The following is a 19,623-nucleotide window of genomic DNA, read 5'->3' on the forward strand; positions in this document are numbered from 1 at the left end:
CGTCATGAAGACTACCAACCGACGTTCCCGTCTTACCCTGTTCAGCCTGTTGAGTGCCTCGATCTGGCTGGCTGGTTGTTCGACCCCTGCGCGGGTGCCGCTTCCTGACAACAACACGCTCAAGGCCGGCCACCAGGCGGCGCTGACCTTGGCCGACCTGCCGCCCCCGCAGGTGCTGATCCAGAGTGGCGACCTGTTGCGCATCGTGCGTGATGCCCAGGAGCCGGCGGCGGCCGACGACATGACGGTATTTGTCGTGCGCCCCGACGGCGTGATCTCCATCCCCAACATCGGTCGGGTCAAGGCGGCATTGCGCACGCCGGAAGACCTGGGCAAGGAAATCACCGACAAGTACAAGCGCATCTACCGTGAACCGGCAGTGACGGTGAACATCGCCAGCGCCCCGAGCAACAAGGTGTTTATCGGTGGTGCGGTGCCTAACCCGGCGTTTTTTGACCTGGCGGGCAATGTCAGTGTGGAGCAGGCCCTGCTCAGCTCCGGCGGCGTGCTGGCCTCGGCGGACGCCTCCAACGTGGCCCTGATGCGTACCGGCCCGGATGGCAAGTACAAGACCTACTTCATCAGTTTGAACAACATGCTGACCGATCCCAATCACCCTCGGGTGGCCCTGCAACGTGGCGACCTGATCTACGTGCCGCAGTCGGGCATCGGCGCCACCGTGGAAGCGGTGGACATGTACTTCACCCGCCTGTTCCCGATCAACAAGGGCATTGGTGTGGGCTTGAACTACGACCTCAACGACAGTGGCGTGAAGAACAGCGGCAACACCATCTACAACAACCCAGTCATCAACGCAGGCCAATGATTATGGACCAGGCTTCGTATCACTCGAACCGACTGTTCCCGTCTGGCGTACACCACATATTCAATGGAGTGATCCTGTGATCGAAATCCGCTCTCTACGCGACCTTTTGCGGCTGTTTTTCATCTTCCGCCGCGAATTCAAACTGGCCGTGATCACCACGATTGTGGTGGCCGTGTTGGGTGCCTTCCTGTTGCCGGCTCGCTACGAGTCCGACGCGCGCTTGCTGGTCAAGCCAGGGCGGGACAACACCACGTTGCCGATCGAAGCCGCCAACCGCCAGACGCTGATTGCGCCCAGCACCCAGCACGACCCGATCGTCGATGAGGAGAAGATGCTCACCGGCCGGCCCATCGTGCATATCGTTGCCGAGCGCTACCTGGCAATGACGTCCGAGCCGCCACAGGGCTTCTGGAAAGTCACCAAGTTCTACGTCAAGAAAGCCGCCGGTGAAGTACTGGATGCGGTGCGCAGCGTCCTGCAATTCGTCGGCCTGGCCGAGAAGCAAAGCCCGCTGGAACGCCTGGCGACCAAGCTGGAGAAGAACTTCGAAGCCGGCCACGAACCGGGCTCCTCGGTGATCGAGATTTCCTTCACCTGGGATGATCCGGTCATCGCGCAGAAAGTCGTCGAGACCTGGGTCGATGCCTACCTCGAAGAACGCGCACGGATTCTTGGGCGCAAGAGCCTGCACACCTTCTATGAAGCCGAGCGCACCAAGGTCGCCACCAATATCCAGGGGCTCAAGGATCAACTGCAGGGCCGCTTGAAGCAGATCGACTCGATCAGCGTAGACGCGCGCCTGAAAAACCTGACCAACCAGATCGACCGCGTCACCGACGCCAAGGTCACCGCACAAAACCAGATCGCGGGGATCCGCAGCTTCCTGGCCAACGCCAGCCAGCAGATCAAGAACCAGCCAGCGGAAGTGGTGACGGCCCGGGAAACCAGCCTCAACCCGACCCAGCTTGACCTCAAGCGCCAGCTCAATGCCCTGCAAGTGGAACGCGCGCGCCTGCTGCGCACCTACCTGCCGGGCACGCCGCAGGTCAACCAGATCGAGCAGAACATCCGCGACATGCAAGACCTCAGCGCCCAGGAAGCGACACGCCTGGAACGCTCGCAAAACACCGCGCCCAACAGCCTGGTAATCAACGTCAAGCAACAGATCATCGATGCCCAGTTGCAGGAGCGCAAACTGGCCGGGGAAATCGAGAACTACGAGAAGACCCTCGCCGAACTGCGCGCCCAGCGTGACCAGGCGATGACCGATGAACCTGAGCTGAACAAGCTCACCCAGCAACTGCGCACCGCCGAGAAAAGCTACGCGCTGTACTCGGAAAACCTCGAACAGGCGCGCATCGACCACGAACTGGACAGCAGCCAGATCAGCAACATCGCCCTGATCGAGCACGCCACCCTCAACCCGGCGCGCGTGTTTCCCAAGAGCCTGCTGATTCTGTTGTTCACCATTCCTGCCGGCCTGGCCGTCGGCTTGCTGACCATCTACGTGCTGTACCTGCTGGACCAGCGCATCCACGATGGTGCGCGCTTGCAGGAAGTGTTCGGTGTACCGCTGTGGAGCAGCATTCCCGATGTGCAACACGCGACGCCGGCAGCCCTCACCGCCAGCATCTATCGCCTGTACAGCCTGCTACCCGCCGAGCGCATCGCCAGCGAGGGCTTTGCCCTGGGCCTGACCTCGGCACGGCATGGCGAAGGCGTGAGCTTTATCATCGAGCAACTCAAGCGCCTGCTCGAAGAGCGCGGCCACCAGGTCTCGGTCAACGGCACCGAAGCGCCGAAGCCCGGTGAAGTGCTGCTGCTGGACGCCTCGGCCCTGTCGTCCAACCCGCAGGCGTTCCTCACCCTGCGCCGCGCCGAGCAGATTGTGCTGGTGATCGAAGCCCGCACCAGCACCGTGCCGACCATCGAGAACGCCCTGTCGCTGCTGACCACTGCGTTCGGCAAAGTCGACGGGATGATCCTCAACCGCCGCCGTTTTGAAGTGCCGGCCAATGTCCTGGCGCGGATCAACAGCTGGCGCGGTGCGGCCTGATGCGCATTGCGCTGCTGGCGCCGCTGCCGCCGGAGCAGACCGGGATCGCCGACTACGCTGCGCACTTGCGCAGCGCGTTGCGCGACCAGGGCCTGGAGGTGCTGACGCCTCTGGAAGGCTGCCTGGACCTGACGCAACAGTTGCAGCGCCTGCACGCCTTTGACTGGCGCGGCGTGGACCTGGTCCATGCCGAGCTGGGCGGCGGGCGCTTTGCCGAGTTCCAGGCCCTGGATTACTTGCGCCGGGCCCAGCCGCAACTGCCGCTGACCGCCACCGTACACGACCCGGAACGCCTGATCTGGCGCCGGGCCAAGCTGTTTTTCCCGCTGACCCTGCTCGAACGCCTGCCCCACCCGCTGCCCCAGGCCGCGGCGCTGCTCGCCGACCCATTGACCCTATACGAAGAGCGGCGCCTGGCCAAAAGCATGCGTCGCCTGATCACCCTCACGCGCCTGGGGGGCGACTGCCTGCGCCAGCGCATGGGGCTAAGACCTGAGCAAGTGGCAGTGATTGCCCACGGCAACCTGCCCATCGCCCCCGTGGCCTTGCCGCCGTTGCAACCGTTGCGCCTGCTGTATTTCGGCTTTATCTACCGGGGCAAGGGCATCGAGGACCTGCTACAGGCCCTGGCCCGCTCCCTGGCTACCCACCCGCAATGCCGGGGCCAGGTGCGCCTGACCCTGGCCGGGGGCACCGCGCCGGAGATGACCTTCGACCCGGCCGGCAACTACCTCGATGGCCTGCGCCAACTGATCGCCAGCCTGCAACTGGGCGATGTGGTGGACTGGCAACTGGACCTGCCCTCGGCCGACATTCCCCACACCATCCAGGCCCACCATGTGATGGTGCTGCCGTACCGCGAATCGAAAAAACTCGGTTTCCTGGGGCAGATGCGCGGCACCAGCGGCGCGCTGTCCTGGGCCAACGCCTGCGGGCGCGGGGTGATTACCTCCAATGCCCGCGCCTTCGCCGAAGAAGTCGCCGGGGGCAATGGCATCACCTATCAACAGGGTGATATCGCCTCGTTGAGCGATGCCCTGAATCGCCTGATCCTCGACCCGCAACAGGCCCGCCAGTGGGCCGACCACGCTGCCGAGATCGGCCGGCAGCGCCAGTGGGCCAGCACCGCCCAACGCTTTGCCGAGATGTTCCAGGCCGCAGTCAAGGAGCCTTTGTGATGAACACTTCGTCTACTCGCCGGATGTGGCGCTACCTGCCACTGGTCATTGCAATGGCCGTGGGCGGCGCACTGCTGCTCAGTGAAAAGGTCGACGCGGAGCCCGTGAACCTGGCGCCCCAGCGCACTGTGGAGTGGCGCGAGTTCTTGGGGGTGAACGCGCATTTCCTGTGGTTCAAGCCCGAGCAGTACCAGAAGCAGATTCGCCAATACCAGAAGCTGGGGCTGGACTGGGTGCGCGTCGACCTGCACTGGGACCGCCTGGAGCCCAAGGAAGAAGATTATCAACTGAGCACTTTCGACGAACTGGACCGCACCCTGACGGCCGAGAAGATCCGCTCGGTGTTCTACCTGGTGGGGTCGGCGCCGTTCATCACCACCGCTCCCAAAGGCGCAGAATTCCAGGACCAATACCGCCCGCGGGATGCCAGCGTGTATGCCCTGCGCCTGGCCCTGTTGGCCAAGCGCTACCCGAACATCAACGCCTGGCAGGTGTGGAACGAACAGAACCTGCCGAACAACTGGCGCCCGCAAGTGAATGCCGAGGAATACGCGCGCTTGCTGCTGGCCAGTCACCAGGCCCTGAATATCGCCGCGCCAGACAAAATCCAGGTGATGGGCGGCATGGCCTACTACAGCCAGATGCCGCCGCGCGGCAAGACCCTGATGTTTGAAGCCCTCGGCGCGCTGGGCGTACAAACCCTGGGTATGGTCGCGGCGTATCACCCGTACTCGATGACCCCGGAAACCGACGAACCGGGCAAGAACGAAGTACTGCTGCGCGGCGACCAACTCAACGCCGTGCTGCACGGTGCCGGGGTCAAGGATGTGTGGGCCACCGAGTGGGGCTGGTCCAGCTATGCCGGGCCCAAGGAGATGCAGGACCTGATCGGCGTCGACGGCCAGGCCGATTTCACCTTGCGCCGCCTGGCGTTGATGGCGTCCCAGGACTACCAGAAGATTTTCCTGTTTGCCCTGTCCGACCTGGATGAACGGGCCTCCGTGCGTGACCAGCACTACGGCCTGCTGGATCTCAACGGCGAACCCAAGCCAGTCTACAGCGCCCTCGCCCGCTTCCTCGAGATCACCGGGCCGACGCTCAAGCCTGGGGTCACCCCCGCGCTTGCAGACGTACCCAAGACTTTTTACAGCGTGGCCTGGACCCGCGAAGACGGCAAACACCTGTTGATGTACTGGAGCGCGCAAGGCACCAGCATCACCTTGCCCAACGTACAACACGCCGAGCTGCTGGACCCGCTGACCGGCGCCCGGCAGACCCTTAACGATTACAACGGCATTCGCCCCGTGGTGAAACCGTCGTTGCAGATATTGGTGTGGTAGCACGCCCAGGCATGGAGAGCTGCACGTGAGAATCCTGTGGATTGTGCCCTATCTGCCGTGGCCGATGACCAGCGGCGGCAAGACCCGGCAGTACCATTTGCTGCGCACCTTGAGTGAGCGCGGGCATCGCATCACTTTGCTGGTGCAATCGAAAACCCCGGCCGACGCCGCCGTGCACGCCGCCCTTGAGCCTTTGCTCGAACGCCTGATCGTGGTGCCGCGCCGACCGCTGAAACACCCCATGACCCTGCTCGCCGGGGTATTTGCGCCCTGGCCGCTGCTGACCACGGTCAACGGCCTGTCGCCGGTGTTGCAGGCGCGCTTTCGCGAACTGCTGGACGAAACCTGGGATGTGATCCAGGTCGAGCACAGCTACAGCCTGCAACCGTACTTCACGCTCTTGCAGCAGCAAGCGCGGGATTTTGTGCTCACCGAGCACAACCTGGAATCGAGCCTGGGCGGCGCCACCTATGACCGCTTTCCGAAATGGGCCGCACCGTTCGTGCGCTACGACCAATGGCGTTGCCAGCAGTGGGAACGCAAGGCGTTTGATGCTGCCTGCCATGTGGTGGCCGTGACCCAGGCCGATGCCCAGGCCATCGGCCAACTGACCGCTACACCGGTGAGCGTGGTGGTCAACGGGGTCGACAGCCGGGCCTTCAGCGACGTCAGCGCCGACCCGCAGAGCCAGCGCCTGTTGTTTGTCGGCAACTACGAATACGCGCCGAACCTCGACGCAGTGCAGTGGCTGCTCGACGACATCTTCCCCCGGGTCTGGTTGCAATGCCCCAACGCCCGCCTGGCGGTGGCCGGCTTCGGCTTGCCCGAACACTGGCGCGAGCGCTGGCCGGACGAACGTATTGAGTGGCAGGGTTTTGTCCCCGACCTGACGGCCTTGCAACGCCGCTGTGCAGGTTTTGTCGCCGCGCTGCGCCATGGTGGCGGCTCCAAGCTCAAAGTGCTGGAAGCGATGGCCGCCGGCCTGCCGCTGGTGAGTACCGCCCAGGGCGTGTCCGGGCTGGCGGTCGAGGCCCAGGCACACTACCTGGCCGGCGAAAGCGCCGAGGCCCTGGCCGATGGGATTGTGCGCCTGCTGGACGAACCGGCACTGGCCAGCCAACTGGCGGATGCCGCGCGGGATTACGCGCGCAACTATCACGACTGGGCGGTCGCCGGTAACGAACTGGAGCAGATCTACCGCACCTTGCCAACCCATCAGGAGCCCCAAGCATGCGCGTAGCCCTGGATTACCGCCCCGCCACGGTCGCACCTTCGTCGGGCATTGCCCGCCAGGTGCTGGCCCTGGAGCAAGCCTTGCGCGCACGGGACAACACTGAAGTGGTGCTGTTTACCGAGGCACCCCTGGATCATCCCCAGCGCGCCACCGCGGTGTGCCCGGCGTGGGCCAGCCCCCTGGAAGGCCTGCAACGGCCCCAGGTACGACTGCGCTTTGAGCGCGGTTTTTTGTCCCGGGAAATCCACCAACAGCGGATCGACCTGTACATCGCCACGGCCAACATGGGCCTGCCTCTGTGCCGCAAACCCGCCGGCACCCGCTATGTGCTGGTGCTGCACGACCTGTTTCAACTGACCCACCGCAACTTCCATCGCTCCCGCCTCAAGGCCCTGGCCTACCGCCTGATCGACGGCGCGTCGATTGCCTGGTCGGTGTGGCAGGCGGACCGGGTGTGGTGCCCGTCGCAGTTCTCGTGCGATGAAGCCGCGCGCCTGTTTCCCTGGGCGCGGGCCAAGTTCCGCGTGTTGAATAACCTGGTGCCGGAGTTCACCGATGCACCCGAGCCGCTGCCCGCAGGCATTCCGGCGCGCTACTGGCTGGTGGTGGGCACCCGCGAGCCACGCAAGAACATGGCGTTTTTCCTGGAGCAATGGCAAGCCAGCCGCGCCCAGGACCCGAGCGTGCCGGACCTGGTGCTGGTCGGCCACGCCAGCGATGTGCCGGCGGCCCTCGGCGAGTTGCCTGGCCTGCATTGGCGCAACGGGCTGTCCGATGGCCAGTTGCAGGCGCTCTACCGGCATGCCGCGTACCTGTGGCAGCCTTCCTATGCCGAAGGGTTTGGCTTGCCGGTGGTGGAAGCGCTGAGTGTCGGCACACAGGTTGCGGTGGCCCGTGGTTCGGCCCTGGATGAAGTGGCGCCGCCCACGGCGCCACGCTTTGCACCCGACGACGCCCTGCAACTGCAAACATTGATGGTGTCACTGGCTGCACCTGGGGCCACGGTCGACCCCCAATTGCAACGCACATGGGCCCGGCAATTTGCCGAACCGGCCTATCGCCTGCGCCTGGATAAACTGCTCAAGGAATTGAACCGCTAATGCTGCCAGGAAAACTCGTTAGTCTGCTCCTGGGCCTGGTCTTCGGGGGCTTGCTGTTGGCACTGCCGCCGATGAAGGTCTTCATGATCGTGGTCGGCGTGGGCGTGGCGCTGACCCTGATCCGCAAACCGTTGTGGGGCTTGCTGATCTTTGCTGTCTTGGCCACCAGTATTCCCTACACCACCCTGCAACTGGGGATCCGCACCACCATCAGCGAAGCGGTGCTGGGCCTGACCTGGGCCGGGGTGTTCTGGCAATCGTTTATCGGCAAGACCCGTGGTTTCATGGTCTGGCGCCCCACGGAGCGGGCGTTGATGTGGCTGATGCTGTTCAGCACCATCCCGTTTATCTGGGGCATGCTCATCATCCACGCCGAGGGCAACGGCCCGGTGAACTGGGTGCGCTGGCTGATGAACCTGTCGCTGCTGTTTATCGTGCCGCTGCTGCTGCGTACCGATGCCGACCGCGACAAAGTGGTGGTCGCCCTGCTGCTGGGCAACCTGGCGATGCTGTCGCTGTCGATCTTCATGTTCCTCAAGACGCGCAACGCGATGTCGATGATCGATATTCTCACCGACCTCAAATACGCCCACCCCGAGGCGGTGAAGGACATCTTCTCGGCTAACTACAAGCGCATGGCCTCGCCCTGGGTTCACCCGAACCTGACCGGTGGCGTGCTGGTGCTGTTTATCCCGCTGGCGCTGTTCTACGGCTGGACCCGCACCGGCTGGCGCCGCGCCCTGGGCCTGGCAGTGGCGGTACTGGGTTGCGCCGGCCTGCTGTTGAGTATCTCCCGGGGCGCGATTGTGGCCCTGGCGCTGATCCTGATCTGGCTGACCTACAAGCGCGTGCCTCACAGCGGGCGGATCATCGGCATCGGCGTGGCCTTTGTGATCGCCCTGGTGCTGTTCTATCCGCCATTGCAGGACCGCTTGATGACGATGTTCTCGACCACCAACGCCAGTACCGAGATCCGCTTCGACGAGTACGCCGGGTTCCCCGATGTCATGGCCAAGTACCCGCTGGGCATCGGCTTCAAGATCGACCCACCGGTGCCGGGCAGCAACCTGCTGGGGATTTCCAACCTGTGGCTGAACTTCATCTACAAGATCGGCGTTCCGGGGATGCTGTTGTTCATCGCCATCACCGTATTGTGGTGGCGCGAAGTGCGACCGCTGGGCATGGTGCGCAAGGTCACCGCCGACAACGCCCTGTGGCTGGGCTGCGTATGCGGTGTGCTGGCGGCGCTGCTGACGGGGATTTTCGACCACTACTTCAGCTTCACCTTCGTATTGATCGCGCTGTTCTGGCTGTTGATGGGCATCAGCCTGCAACAGGTGCGCCTGAGCCCGACCATTACCGCTCCTGTTTGCGTACCAAAGGATGACCGACCATGAAACATCGCACTATTCACTCCCCCGACCTGCGTGACCGCCTGCCCGCCCTGGCCAGCGAACTCGGCGTGAGCCTGCAAGACCTGCAGGACGGCCTGGCCTGGTGCCTGGCCAACGAGGTGGTTTTTGAAGAGGGCGAAGGCGAGAACAAGCGCTTCTGGATGACGTCCTTCGATGTGGAGCCGACCATCGAGCATCCGGTGGCACGTCGGCTGTTCCATCGCATGAAACAGGACATTCCGGCACAGTTCCTGCCGATCTATGGCAAGAACTGGCCGACCCTCAAGGACCGCTGGCGCAGCGCCTGGGACATGGCCTACAACATCCTGATCAACAAGATCCCCAGTCACCACATCCGTATCGGCTGGCTGCGCCTGGGCGGCGCGAAAATCGGCAAGGGTTCGAGCCTGTGGCGCAACACCGAGGTGCTGGGCATCCACAACCTGAGAGTCGGCGACGACACGGTGATCGGCTGGCATTGCCAGGTGGATGCACGCTCTGGCCTGGTGATCGGCAACCATGTGGCGATTGCCTCCCATGTGCTGATCATCGCCGGCAGCCATGACTTGCAGGCACCGGAGTTCTGGTCGATTTCCGGGGCGATTTATATCGACGACTATGTGTGGATCGGCAGCCGTGCGCTGATCGGTTTTGGCACCCATCTGTGCGAAGGCTCGGTGGTGACTGCCAATACCGTGGTGGCGAAAACCGTCGCGCCGTACAAAATTGTCGGCGGCACCGGTGCCAAAGTCATGGGCGAACGCGTTCGCGGGCTGAACTACAAGGTGGGTGGCAAGGGCCTGTTCACCCTGTTCCACTGATGTTTGGCAGCACCCTGTGGCTGACCCTGGCGACGCTGGCCGGGCTGGTGGCCGGCTTTGCCCGGGAATGGCTGCTGGTGGCCGCCTGGGGTGCGGGCAGCCGCAGCGACGGGTTCCTGGTGGCGGTGTTTTTGCCCGAGGCGCTGCGCATGACCCTGGCCGCCGGCTTGCTCGCCGCCGCTGCCCTGCCCCTCTATCAACAGCGTGATGCACAACGCCAGCAAGCCTGGCTGGCCAGCCTGTCGCCGCGCCTGCTCGGCGTCGGCCTGGGCCTGTTCGCCCTGCTGGCACTCGGCGCGCCACTGTGGGTACGGCTGATCGGCCCGGGGCTGGACGCCGCCGCCCACGACCAGGCTGCCGCCAATCTGCGCTGGCTGGCCGCCTGTGCGCCGGGCTTGGTGATGCATGGCCTGTTCAGTATTCCGTTGCAGGCGCGCCAGCGCTTTGTGCTGCCGGGGCTGGGCTCGCTGCTGTTCAACCTGCCGCCGGTGCTGTACCTGTTTATCCGCGGCACGGCCAGCGACAGCGCGGAACTGGCGATGTGTTTTTTTGCCGGCAGCGTATTGATGTGCCTGCCGCTGCTGGCGCCGGTCTGGTCATTCGGCTGGCGCCCCTGGCAGGTCCGGGGCGATGCCCAGGCCGGCCGCGAACTGCTGGGGCGTATCGGCCCGCTGTTGGCGAGCAATGTCGCCAGCCAGGGCCTGGCGTTGCTCGAACGGTTGATCGCCAGCTACCTGGGCGAAGGCGCGGTGACCTGGGTCAACCTGGCGCGCAAGCTGATCAACCTGCCGCTGATCGCGCTGATGAGCCTTAACCAGGTATTGCTGGGGATGATGAGCGGTGAGCAAGGCCAACAACGCCTGGCACTCCTGCGCCGTGGCCTGGACGCCGCCACCTTGCTGAGCCTGCCCGCCGCCCTCGGCCTGATTGGCGCAAGCCCAGTGCTGATTCACCTGCTGATGCCCGCGCAAAGCGCCGACGGCCCGCTGCCCGCCCTGCTCGCCTGGTTCGCTACGCCCCTGGTATTCGGCGCCTGGAACGCCATGCTCGCGCGCTATGCCTACGCCAGCGGCGACACGCGCCTGCCGCTCAAATGTGAACTGCTGGGCAGCCTGGTCAATGCCGGCCTGCTGGTCTTACTGCCGTACTTCTTCGGCCTGCCAGGTATTGCCTTGGCGGCCTTGGGTGGGGTGATCGTCACCAACCTGCTGCTGATGCAACGCCAACACCTGCTCGGGCAACTGAGCTGGCCGTTGCAGTGGGGCTTGAGTGTGGTGTTGCTGGGAGTCGCGGCACTGGTGCTGCACCCGCTGCATAACGATGGCTGGCAGCTGGGGTTGAGTACCTTGGCGGGCATCGTGGTATTGGCAGGGTTGGGGCTGTGGTTCAAGCCGTGGAAGGCGTGAGCTGCGATGGCGGTGTGTCAACTAGCGGAAATGGTGCCTGGACTACCGCTATCGCGGGCAAGCCCGCTCCCACAGGGGATCTCAGTTGGGCATAGGATTTTTGCCACACCGCAGTTCAAATGTAGGAGCTGGCTTGCCTGCGATGGCGGTGTGTCAGCTAGCGGAAATGGTGCCTGAACCACCGCTATCGCGGGCAAGCCCGCTCCTACAAGGGATCTCAGTTGGGCTTAGGATTTTTGCCACACCGCAGTTCAAATGTAGGAGCTGGCTTGCCTGCGAAGGCGGTGTGTCAGCTAGCGGAAATGGTGCCTGAACCAGCTCCCACAGGGGGTCATGGGTGGGTCTAGAAGTCGTATTTGACGCTGGTCATCAGGTTGCGCGGTGCGCCGTACATCCCGTGGTTGCCGGCATAGCTGAAGTACTCGCGGTCAAACAGGTTGTTGAGGTTGACCGAGGTGCTCAACTGCGGTGTCACGTCATAGCGCAGTAGCAGGTTGGTGATGGCGTAGCTGCCTTGACTGAACGTGTGCAGGTCTTCACCGACTTTGCTCTGCCAGTTCACCCCGCCCCCCACGGTCACTTTGTTCAACGCGCCCGGCAGGCGGTAGGTGGTGAAGGTCTTCAGGCTCTGGCGGGGCAAGGTGGTGACGATGCGTTTGTCGTCGGCATCGGTACTGACCGCATAGGCATAGCCCGCAGAGGCTTGCCAGCCTTCCGCCAATTGACCGTTGAGTTCCAGCTCGACGCCCTCGGTGGTGGTGCCCTTCTCGTTGCGGTAGGTGTTGCCGCCCGGGGTGTCGATCCAGATCGCCAGGTTGTCCTGCTCCAGCTTGAACAGCGCCAGGCTGGTGTTCAACTGCTCGTCGAAGAAGCTGCCCTTCAAGCCAAGCTCGTAGCCCTTGCCTTCCATAGGTTCCAGGGCCTTGTTGTTGATATCGCGCACCCAACTGGCCTGGGGATTGAAGATCTTGGTGTAGCTGGCGTAGGCCGACCAGTTGTCGGTCAGGTCGTAGACCACACCGGCGTAGGGAATGTACACGCCGGTCTCCGATTCATCGGTGCGGGTGGCGACGCCGCCATAGGGGCTGTCTGCGGTTTCGCGCTTCCAGTCGATGACCCGGCTGCCGAGGATCACGCTCAGGTCGTCGGTCATGCGCAGGCGCGTGCTCAGGTAGGCGGCGTACTGGCTTTCATCCACCGAGGATTTGCCGGTCACCGGGAAGTCCGGCTTGGTCGAGTGCCCGTCCCAGTTGAACAGGTTGTCGATGGCGCCCGCCGGGGAACCGGAATACGCGTAGTCCCAGCCGCCATGGCTGGGCACGTTTTCCTTGTACTTGGACAGGGTCACGCCGGCGATCAACTCGTGCTCGCGGCCCAGCAGGCTGAACGGGCCGGTGGCGTACAGGTCGAGGTTGTCCTGGCGCGGCGTACCGGAGAAGCGCACCGGCAACTGCGTGGTGCCGCTGCCATCGCTGTTGAGGCTGCCATTGACGTAGTTGAACACCTCATCGAACTTGTTTTGCGAATGGGTGAACTCGGCCTTGGCGCTCCAGCCACTGTCGAACTTCTGTTCGATGGAGGTAAAGAAACTGGTCTGTTCATGGTCGTTATAGGACCAGGCCGGTGCGGTATTCAGGGAACGGCTGAGGTTGCTGCGCGAACCGTCGGTAAAGCGCGTGGGCAAACCGGAACGCGCCGGGGCATCCACGTCGGTACGCAGGTAGCTGAAACCCAGGGTCAGCAAGGTGTCTTCGCTCAAGTCGAATTCCGTGATGCCGTACAGCAACTGGGTTTGCTGCTTGTAGCGGTCGACCCAGGCATGTTCGCTCTTGTAGTCGGCCACCAGGCGCCCGCGCACATTGCCGGTTTCGGTCAGCGGGCCGGACACGTCCAGGCCACTGCCGTAGCGGTCCCAGTTGCCCGCTTCAGCGGTGACGCTGGCCCGCGCCTCGGCCGTCGGGCGCTTGCGGATCAGGTTGATGGTGGCCGAGGGGTTGCCCATGCCGCTGATCAAGCCGGTGGCGCCGCGCACCACTTCCACCCGGTCGTACATCGCCATGCTCTGGGTGTAGTTGTCCATGCGCGTGACGGTGGGCACGCCGTCGATTTCGAAGTTCTGGATCTGGAAACCCCGGGAGAAATAGCTATCGCTTTCCGAACCCAGGCCATCACGCAATACGATGATGCCGGGGGTGGCATCCAGGGTATCGGACAGGTTGGTCAGGCGCTGGTCATCCAGGCGCTGGCGGGTCATGACGGTCAGCGATTGCGGGGTTTCCCTGGGCGTCAGGTTCAGGCGCGTGGAGCTGCTGGACGACTGCGTGGTGTAGGAACCGGTGCCTTCGGTGGTCGACCCCGGCGCCTTGCCGGAGATCGACACGGTGCCCAGTTGCAATGCGCCGTCGGTAGGCCGGGACTCCAGGGAGTAGTTATCGCCACTGCCACGCACCGCTTGCAGCGAGCTGTTGCTGAGCAGGATCGCCAGGCCGCTGTCGAGGTCATGCCGCCCTTGCAGGCCCGGGCTGGTCTGCCCTTGCGTGAGGGCGGCCGGGTAGGACAGCAGGATCTGCGTGGCCTGGCCAAACTGGTTCAACGCGCCGGCCAGTGAGCCTGGGGCGATATCGAATTCCTGCTGTGACGCGGCCATTGCCCAGGCCGGCGCCAGCAACAACGGCGCAGCCACGCCGAAGCTGGCGATGCCACGGACGACGGCCACGGCCAGTGATTTTTTCAGTGTTGCCCGGATGGTGCGTTGCGGGTGCATGCCCTGTTCCCCAGATAAGTGAGTGTCTGGGGATATAAGTCTCGTGAGATTGGGAAACGGACCACAGGCATGCAAAATAAATTCATACCTGTGCCCGACGCGGTTTCAGCGTGACCCAGTACCGCGTGAAATGCTGCACATCCAGCTTGAGGGTCTGTTGCAGCGCCACCAGAATGCGGTCGGTGTCGGCCAGTGGATAGGTGCCAGACACGCGCAGTTCGCGCACGCTCGGATCACAGTCCAGATGCCCGCGCCGGTAGCGGCTCAATTCATTGAGGAAGTCTTCCAGGCGCAGATCCTCGGCGACGATCATGCCGCGGCTCCAGGCCAGTTCGCCGGCGCGCTGGGAGCGCCGCGCCAGCAGGGTCTGCGGGTCAAAGCTGATGATTTCGCCGGGAGAAAGGCTCAGGTTGCGCGCTGGAATCTGCGCCGCCAGCGGCTGCTGGTCAGCCCCCAACTGGGTAAAACCATCGCGCTGGCGCACGCTGAAGCGCCCGCCCGTGGCGTGGGTCAGGCCTTCGGCGGTTTTCACCCACAGCGGGCGGCTGTCCAGCGGGTTGGGCAACACCAGGATCTCCCCGCGCAGCAGATGAATCTGGCGCTGGTCGGGGCCGTAGTTCACATCGACAGCAGTGTCGGTGTTGAGCTGGATTTGGCTGTTGTCCGCCAGGTCGATGCGCCATTGCTCACCGACCGAGGTGCTGAAATCGCAGGTCCAGGGTTGCAGCAGGCCGGCGTCCCGGGCGGTCCATGCCACACTGCCGGCGGCCAGCAACAGGGCCAGATTTTTCAGCACCCGGCGCCGGGACATCGCCGGCAACAGGGTGGCGCTGACCAGCGCCTGGTGCGCCGGGTCGCGCACCTCGTGCATACGCTGGAAAAATCGCTGGGAATACTGCCATGCCTGCTCGTTGAGCGGATCCTGCTGGCGCCACGCCAGCCATTGCGCACGGGTCTGTTCGGTGACATCCGGCGCCTGTAACTCCAACTGCCAGTGCATGGCTTGCTCGGCGGCGTCCAGGGTCAGGGGCGAGGGATTCATGGGCGCTGGCTGTCGAGCACAATGCACTGCGCACCGGCCTTGACGATGTAGCGCTTGACCGTGGTGATGCTGGTGCCCAGGCGCTCGGCAATCTCGCCGTGGCTCAAGCCGTCGAGCTGCGACCAGAGGAAGGCCTGGCGCACCGGCAATGCCAGGCGGCTGAGCACTTCGTCGAGAGCCATCAGGGTTTCCAGGAGTAGCCATTGCGTCTCGGCGCTGGGGGCGACCTCTTCGGGCAACAGCGCCAGGGCTTGCAGGTAGGCCTTTTCCAGCTTCTGCCGACGAAAGTGATTGGACAACACGCTCTGTGCGACCTTCGCCAGAAAGCTGCGAGGCGCCTGGACTTCCAGGGGTTGGTTCTTGGCCAGCAGGCGCAGGAATGTATCCTGGGCCAGGTCGGCGGCGCTCTGCGAGCAGTTCAGGCGACGCCACAGCCAGTGCTGCAGCCAGCGGTGTTGCTGCTGATACAGGGTGGCCAGGTCAGTAGGGCTTGTCGCAGGGTTCGGGGGCATGGAGGGTGCGCGCAGAAGGTAAGTCGTAAATGATAACTGTTATCATATGCTTCATGGCGCAATGCCTGCAAGTGGCATACAGCTTGTAGGGTTCGCTGGCACCTCCCCTGTAGGCGCCAGCGAGGAGCATCAATCTTCCAGCGGTTGCGGCGCGTGCTTGCCAGGCTTGGCTTTGGCGCCAGGTTTGCCCGCTGCCGGGGCGGCGGGTTCCGGCTCGGCGGGGGCGGCGGCTTCTTTTTCTGCCATGGGCATCTTGTCGACAGCCGCAAAGAACTCTGCAAGGTCAAGGGTATCGGGGGGCACGGTCTTTTCGACTTTCTTCTCGCCATCCTTGCCCACCAGGATCACTTTGGTGCCGGCACTGGCGCCAAGCTTCAGGGCGCGGATCAGCGCGTTGGTGTCCTGGGCGCCGAGGTCCTTGCCGTCACGCTGGCCGACGGTGCCGATGCTCGTGTAGTTCACGGTGTAGAGCACCATGTTGCGCTCGGTGAACTTCTGTTTGTTCTCAGGCTGTTCAAGGTCTTTCTTGAGCTGGACCTGAGTCGGGTCGATGGAGCTGGGTGCAATCACGATCAGCGGGCGGAATTTGCCTTGATCCTGTTCCAGCGGGCCTCGGTTATCCGCAGCCAACAACGGCCCCGTAAACGCCATCAAGGTAGCCAGGGTCAGCGACCGGACGAGCATGCGTACCTCCTTCCAATTCCATGCAGAGTTTTTGAGTTTCATGTCTGCGACAGTCAATTTCAAGGATGATTCCTACGCGACTATCAGAAAGAGTAGGCCAGGACGCCCGCGACGCAAGGGCTTGAGGCGCTTCGGGGCTCATTGTTTCTTCTGATTGCCAAGGCTTACTGCCCGGGCCAATCCGGCCAGTGCCAGGCGAACACCGGGGCCACCTGCGGGTCGGCATCCACCTGCGCCAGGGCCTGGGCGCACGCGGGGTGGGAGTGTTGCAGGACGTCGCGCGCACCCTCCCAGCGGGACACGGCCGCCGCCATGATGCCCAAGGCATTGGGCAGGCCCTGCGGGGTAAAAAGTTGCCCGGCAAATTGCTCGGCAAACAACTGCCAGGTGCGGTGCAGTTTCTGCTGGGTACCTGCAATCAGTTGCGCCTGTACCGCCTCGTCGGCGTCGTCGAGAAAGCGCTGGGGGTAGTCGATGATGGTGATTGCCGAGTAGCAGTTGGCGGCGATATACACCAGGCCGCGAATGATCTGCGCACGGTTGCCGGACAGCAATCCGCTGGCCGGATACGCCAGGCCCAGGTGGATCAGGATCGCCGCGCTCTCCGTCAACACGCTGCCGTCGGGCAGTTGCAGGGTGGGGATTTGCCGCAGCGGGTTGATCTGCCCGAGGGCCTCCATCCCCGCCGCATCGCCCCAGGGGCTGGCATCGACCTGCTGCCACGGCACGCCGCAGCGTTGCAGAGCGATTTCGACGATGCATGAGCCAGAGCTTTGCGTACCGTAGAGCGTGTACATGGGCCTTCCTCCTGGAGATTCAGCGTCCAGAGTGAAACGTGTTCCAGGGGTTAAAACAAGCCCATCTGACCACCGACCAGGGTGCTGAAATCATCATCGACAAACGGCAGGATCGCATCGGCCACCGGCTGCAATTGCCGGGTGACGTAGTGGTCGTAGTCAATCGGTGCCTGGCGTACTTCCAGGGGCTCGGGGCCGTTGACGGTGATCACGTAGCGAATCCAGCCACCGTTCTGGTACTGGCGCGGGCGGCCCTGGCGGTCGTTGTATTCATCCGCCAGGCGCGCGGCCCGTACATGGGGCGGCACGTTGCGTTCGTAGTCGCCCAGTTGCCGGCGCAGGCGCTTGCGGTAGATCAGCAGCTCATCGAACTCGCCGCTGAGGGTGCGGCGCACGTAGTCACGCACGTAATCCTGGTGGGGCTGGCGATGGAAGATGCGCTGGTACAGCTCCTGCTGGAACTGGCGGGCCAGGGGCGACCAGTCGCTGCGCACGGTTTCCAGGCCTTTGTAGATCATTTCTTCACTGCCATCGGCGCGGGTCACAAGGCCTGCATAGCGCTTCTTGCTGCCCTCTTCCGCACCGCGGATGGTCGGCATCAGGAAGCGGCTGAAGTGGGTTTCGTATTGCAGTTCGAGGGCGCTTTGCAGGCCGAATTCGCTGTGCAGGCGCTCGCGCCACCATTGGTTGACGTGCTGTACCAGGTCCTGGCCGATGCGCGCGGCGTCCTCCTGGGAATGGGCACTGCCGAGCCAGACAAAGGTGGAGTCGGTGTCGCCATAGATCACCTCATAACCCTGGGCTTCTACCAGTTCGCGGGTCTGGCGCATGATCTGGTGGCCGCGCAGGGTGATCGACGACGCCAGCCGCGTGTCGAAGAACCGACAGCCGCTGGAACCGAGCACGCCGTAGAAGGCATTCATGATGATCTTCAGGGCCTGGGACAACGGCGCGTTATGCTCGCGCTTGGCCACTTCGCGGCCTTCGGAGACCCGCGCCACAATGGCCGGCAGGCAATGCCGGGTGCGGGAAAAGCGCGCGCCGCGAAAGCCTTCCACCGACTCGCTGTCGTCAGGATGGCGCAGGCCTTCGATCAGGCCCACGGGGTCGATCAGGAAGCTGCGAATGATCGACGGATAAAGGCTTTTGTAGTCCAGCACCAGCACCGACTCGTACAGCCCCGGCCGCGAGTCCATGACAAAACCGCCGGGGCTGGCCTGGGGCGGTTTGTCCCCCAGGTTGGGCGCGACAAAGCCCTGGCGATGCATCAGCGGCATGTACAAATGGGTGAACGCCGCCACCGAACCACCGTTGCGATCTGCCGGCAGGCCGGTAACGCTGGCCCGTTCCAGAAGGAACTTGAGCAACTCGGTTTTCTCGAAAATCCGCGTCACCAACTCGCAGTCCTTGAGGTTGTAGCGCGCCAGGGCGGGCTTGTCCTCGGCGAACATGCGGTTGATCTCGTCCATGCGCTGATACGGCGTTGCGATCGACTTGCCTTCGCCCAGCAGGGTCTGGGCGACGTTTTCCAGGCTGAATGACTCAAAAGTCCAGGTCGCCGAGCGCAAGGCCTCGATGCCATCGATGATCAACCGCCCGGCAGCGGCGGCGAAGAAATGGTGGCGGCTGCCGTGCTCGCGCCAGGCCATGGCCTCGCCGCCACGGCCAAGCAGCAATGGCACGTTAAGGCGTTGGGCATGCTCGTGGAGGACCCGCAGGTCGAACTGCACCAGGTTCCAGCCGATGATCGCGTCGGGGTCGTATTGCGCCAGCCACTGGTTGAGGCGCTCCAGCAGTTGGGCGCGGCTGTCGCAGTATTCGAGCTTAAAATCCACCGCGCAGGTTTTGTTCGGCGGGCCGAGCATATACACCTGGCGCTCGCCGCAGCCTTCCAGGGCGATGGAATACAGCTCGCCGCGCGCGGTGGTTTCGATATCCAGCGACACCAGCTTCAACGCCGGGCGGTAGTCGGGCGCGGGCTTCATCTGCGCCTCCAGCAACATCCCGCCCTCGCCGGGCGTGCCGCCAAATGCCACCGGTGCGGTGATGAAGCGCTCCATCATATAGCGCTCGGGCGGGCGCACATCGCCTTCGTAGACATCCACGCCGGCCTGGCGCAGGCGTTTTTCCAGGTCCATCGCCTGGCGATGCTGGCGGGTGTAGAGGCCCAGGACCGGGCGATGGTGGAAGTCACACAGTTGCAGCGGGCGCAGTTCCACGTCGCGCTCGCCCTTGAGCACCCGTTGCGCGTGCTCGCGATGGGCCAACGGAATAAACATCACCGAAGGCTGCACCGGTAGACGGATATACCGCGGCCCCTGGTCGGTCGCCAGCCAGAAGCTGACCTGCGTGCCCGCCGGGGTGTCGTGCCAATGCCGGGTCAGGACAAAACCCTGCTGTAAATCCACCTTGCCGCACCTCAGGAATCGCTTTCAGGGCGCGATTCTACTCGGCATCCGCCATCAGGCC

At 63.8% G+C, this 19,623-nt stretch carries 15 protein-coding genes; 9 read left to right on the plus strand and 6 right to left on the minus strand.

The annotated features are described in order from the left end of the window. Positions 1-4: 4 nt before the first annotated feature. From AC19YY_RS20205 to AC19YY_RS20245, 9 genes are all read left to right on the plus strand, one after another. Complete coding sequence (locus tag AC19YY_RS20205) at positions 5-826, plus strand: polysaccharide biosynthesis/export family protein (protein ID WP_492633471.1); 822 nt, start codon at positions 5-7, stop codon at positions 824-826. Between the two features lie 76 nt (positions 827-902). Then, entirely contained in the window at positions 903-2,882 is a 1,980-nt protein-coding gene (locus AC19YY_RS20210; RefSeq protein WP_170043696.1) for an exopolysaccharide transport family protein, read from the plus strand. Beyond that, a complete protein-coding gene (locus AC19YY_RS20215; protein ID WP_500604737.1) occupies positions 2,882-4,060 on the plus strand; it encodes a glycosyltransferase in 1,179 nt (392 codons plus the stop codon). Before AC19YY_RS20210 ends, AC19YY_RS20215 begins: the two co-directional genes overlap by 1 nt. After that, positions 4,060-5,400 carry a glycoside hydrolase 5 family protein gene (locus AC19YY_RS20220; protein WP_170058393.1) on the plus strand — a complete coding sequence of 447 codons (1,341 nt, stop codon included), beginning with the start codon at positions 4,060-4,062 and terminating at the stop codon, positions 5,398-5,400. The genes AC19YY_RS20215 and AC19YY_RS20220 overlap by 1 nt, the downstream gene beginning before the upstream one ends. A 25-nt stretch (positions 5,401-5,425) precedes the next feature. Further along, positions 5,426-6,640: a glycosyltransferase gene (locus tag AC19YY_RS20225; RefSeq protein ID WP_170043693.1), complete on the plus strand. Its 1,215-nt coding sequence runs from the start codon at positions 5,426-5,428 to the stop codon at positions 6,638-6,640. Further along, positions 6,631-7,734 carry a glycosyltransferase family 4 protein gene (locus AC19YY_RS20230; protein WP_492633474.1) on the plus strand — a complete coding sequence of 368 codons (1,104 nt, stop codon included), beginning with the start codon at positions 6,631-6,633 and terminating at the stop codon, positions 7,732-7,734. Before AC19YY_RS20225 ends, AC19YY_RS20230 begins: the two co-directional genes overlap by 10 nt. Then, positions 7,734-9,131: an O-antigen ligase family protein gene (locus tag AC19YY_RS20235; protein WP_170043691.1), complete on the plus strand. Its 1,398-nt coding sequence runs from the start codon at positions 7,734-7,736 to the stop codon at positions 9,129-9,131. Before AC19YY_RS20230 ends, AC19YY_RS20235 begins: the two co-directional genes overlap by 1 nt. Further along, entirely contained in the window at positions 9,128-9,949 is an 822-nt protein-coding gene (locus tag AC19YY_RS20240; protein ID WP_170043690.1) for an acyltransferase, read from the plus strand. Before AC19YY_RS20235 ends, AC19YY_RS20240 begins: the two co-directional genes overlap by 4 nt. Beyond that, entirely contained in the window at positions 9,949-11,355 is a 1,407-nt protein-coding gene (locus tag AC19YY_RS20245) for a lipid II flippase MurJ (RefSeq protein ID WP_500604738.1), read from the plus strand. Before AC19YY_RS20240 ends, AC19YY_RS20245 begins: the two co-directional genes overlap by 1 nt. A 343-nt stretch (positions 11,356-11,698) precedes the next feature. Here AC19YY_RS20245 and AC19YY_RS20250 read toward each other — a convergent pair whose 3' ends face one another. The 6 genes from AC19YY_RS20250 to AC19YY_RS20275 all read right to left on the minus strand — a co-directional run bounded on the left by AC19YY_RS20250 (position 11,699) and on the right by AC19YY_RS20275 (position 19,562). Continuing rightward, positions 11,699-14,119 carry a TonB-dependent siderophore receptor gene (locus tag AC19YY_RS20250; RefSeq protein ID WP_500604739.1) on the minus strand — a complete coding sequence of 807 codons (2,421 nt, stop codon included), beginning with the start codon at positions 14,117-14,119 and terminating at the stop codon, positions 11,699-11,701. An 82-nt stretch (positions 14,120-14,201) separates the two neighbouring features. Beyond that, on the minus strand, positions 14,202-15,161 hold the full coding sequence (locus AC19YY_RS20255; protein WP_169954792.1) for a FecR domain-containing protein: 960 nt from the start codon (positions 15,159-15,161) through the stop codon (positions 14,202-14,204). Further along, positions 15,158-15,673, minus strand: coding sequence for a sigma-70 family RNA polymerase sigma factor (locus AC19YY_RS20260; RefSeq protein ID WP_169954793.1), 516 nt, complete (start codon positions 15,671-15,673; stop codon positions 15,158-15,160). Before AC19YY_RS20260 ends, AC19YY_RS20255 begins: the two co-directional genes overlap by 4 nt. Before the next feature lie 129 nt (positions 15,674-15,802). Then, a complete protein-coding gene (locus tag AC19YY_RS20265) occupies positions 15,803-16,357 on the minus strand; it encodes a DUF4174 domain-containing protein (RefSeq protein ID WP_032862995.1) in 555 nt (184 codons plus the stop codon). 164 nt (positions 16,358-16,521) lie between these two features. Beyond that, a complete protein-coding gene (locus AC19YY_RS20270) occupies positions 16,522-17,154 on the minus strand; it encodes a glutathione S-transferase N-terminal domain-containing protein (protein ID WP_169954794.1) in 633 nt (210 codons plus the stop codon). Between the two features lie 50 nt (positions 17,155-17,204). Beyond that, entirely contained in the window at positions 17,205-19,562 is a 2,358-nt protein-coding gene (locus tag AC19YY_RS20275; protein ID WP_170043686.1) for a DNA polymerase II, read from the minus strand. Positions 19,563-19,623 lie beyond the last annotated feature (61 nt).

It is taken from the genome of Pseudomonas sp. MF09156, assembly GCF_059862305.1.

What these genes read in the sequence shown, in the direction of transcription:
- AC19YY_RS20230 (WP_492633474.1), top strand. Translation starts at nt 6,631, where the DNA reads ATGCGCGTAGCCCTGGATTACCGCCCCGCCACGGTCGCACCTTCGTCG.
- AC19YY_RS20265 (WP_032862995.1), bottom strand. Translation starts at nt 16,357, where the DNA reads ATGCTCGTCCGGTCGCTGACCCTGGCTACCTTGATGGCGTTTACGGGG.
- AC19YY_RS20205 (WP_492633471.1), top strand. Translation starts at nt 5, where the DNA reads ATGAAGACTACCAACCGACGTTCCCGTCTTACCCTGTTCAGCCTGTTG.
- AC19YY_RS20235 (WP_170043691.1), top strand. Translation starts at nt 7,734, where the DNA reads ATGCTGCCAGGAAAACTCGTTAGTCTGCTCCTGGGCCTGGTCTTCGGG.
- AC19YY_RS20240 (WP_170043690.1), top strand. Translation starts at nt 9,128, where the DNA reads ATGAAACATCGCACTATTCACTCCCCCGACCTGCGTGACCGCCTGCCC.
- AC19YY_RS20255 (WP_169954792.1), bottom strand. Translation starts at nt 15,161, where the DNA reads ATGAATCCCTCGCCCCTGACCCTGGACGCCGCCGAGCAAGCCATGCAC.
- AC19YY_RS20250 (WP_500604739.1), bottom strand. Translation starts at nt 14,119, where the DNA reads ATGCACCCGCAACGCACCATCCGGGCAACACTGAAAAAATCACTGGCC.
- AC19YY_RS20260 (WP_169954793.1), bottom strand. Translation starts at nt 15,673, where the DNA reads ATGCCCCCGAACCCTGCGACAAGCCCTACTGACCTGGCCACCCTGTAT.
- AC19YY_RS20245 (WP_500604738.1), top strand. Translation starts at nt 9,949, where the DNA reads ATGTTTGGCAGCACCCTGTGGCTGACCCTGGCGACGCTGGCCGGGCTG.
- AC19YY_RS20220 (WP_170058393.1), top strand. Translation starts at nt 4,060, where the DNA reads ATGAACACTTCGTCTACTCGCCGGATGTGGCGCTACCTGCCACTGGTC.
- AC19YY_RS20270 (WP_169954794.1), bottom strand. Translation starts at nt 17,154, where the DNA reads ATGTACACGCTCTACGGTACGCAAAGCTCTGGCTCATGCATCGTCGAA.
- AC19YY_RS20215 (WP_500604737.1), top strand. Translation starts at nt 2,882, where the DNA reads ATGCGCATTGCGCTGCTGGCGCCGCTGCCGCCGGAGCAGACCGGGATC.